The sequence below is a fragment of the Mycobacterium sp. E3298 genome, assembly GCF_001666895.1.
In the GTDB taxonomy this organism is placed as follows: domain Bacteria; phylum Actinomycetota; class Actinomycetes; order Mycobacteriales; family Mycobacteriaceae; genus Mycobacterium.
The window spans coordinates 1-1,141 of record NZ_LZJB01000239.1 but is presented as its reverse complement, the minus strand read 5'-3'; the positions used below and the strand labels follow the sequence as shown (position 1 = coordinate 1,141).

Here is a 1,141-nt window from a genome sequence, read left to right as displayed (position 1 = left end):
CTGGCCATCCCGTACGGGCGGGTCAAAAACCCGACCCCTCCCCCGAACGTGTAACCGGCGACGGCCACCGTGGGCGAGGTGCCGGCCAGTCCCAGCAGCCCGTCGCGTTCGGCAATTGCGTTGACCGCTGCCCAGGTTGCGCCCCAGGACCCGTGGGCCGGCTACCGGCTGTGGAGCATTGACGCGCTTGGACCTGTCGTCGATGCCTGGGCGAGTGCCATGAGCCAGATCGGTGATGCGCTCTCCACCAGCCTCAGCGTGCTGCGGACCCCGCCGGGTGCACCGGCGTTCCCGCCTGCGCTGCAAGGCGTTCCAGTTGTGCATCTGGCGTTCGCGTCACCGCAGGTCGCCGATGCGGCCGCCCCGCTGCTGCGCGCCCTCGAAGCCGCACCGGCGCCCGCGGTGAACAGCAAGTGGGCGCGCGCCGATGCAGCCCGGCTGGCCCAAATCCACCTCGACCCACCCAATCCGGTTCCCGCGCTGGGCATCGGAAGGTGGCTGGGACCTCATGCGGTGGACGTGGCAGCCGAGGTGTTGGGCACCGCGGCCGCGCCCGATTCGCCGGCAGCGGTGGTCGAGTTCCGAAATCTGGGCAATGCCGCACCCACTCGCGACGGGGCGATGACCGCGGTGCCCGGACCTTTCCTGCTGCACGCGGTCGGTCTCGCTGCCGACGCCGCCTCGGGCGCTCGCACCGAGCGGGGGTTGGCAGAGGTTCAGGCCACCGCGATGAGGGCCGACATCGGGCTCGCCGCAGCGTCGTTCGCCGACGGCCGTGCCGCGGTCGGGCACAGGCTGGACCGCTCGGGGTTGCAGCGTCTGGTCCGGATTCGCAACGCCGTGGACCCCGAGCGCCGACTGGCCCCGTCGCGACTGCTCGCCGCCGCGAATGATGCGTGACGCGGCAAGGGCGGCGGCTAGACCGCTTCTATTCTGCCCCAACGCGATTGGCGATAAGCACCCTGATGGCGCGCCGCTCGCCGTTCGACCGTAGCCGCTTTACCCCGCTGCGACGCCCAAAGGCGGTCCAACCGTGGCTGCCGGAACGCATCCGGTCGCCGTTACCGCGGTGAATGCGAGGATCGCCGCAACGACGACCTTCGTGACCAGACGTGACATGACGGCCTCCGCTCATCCGACC

Annotated in this window: 1 protein-coding gene; it reads left to right on the top strand. The window is 70.8% G+C overall.

Translation table 11 applies throughout. The annotated features are described in order from the left end of the window. Positions 1-78 precede the first annotated feature (78 nt). The gene (locus A9X05_RS11195; RefSeq protein ID WP_156736644.1) at positions 79-900 is read left to right on the top strand and encodes a hypothetical protein; all 822 of its coding nucleotides are present in this window, start codon (positions 79-81) and stop codon (positions 898-900) included. Positions 901-1,141 lie beyond the last annotated feature (241 nt).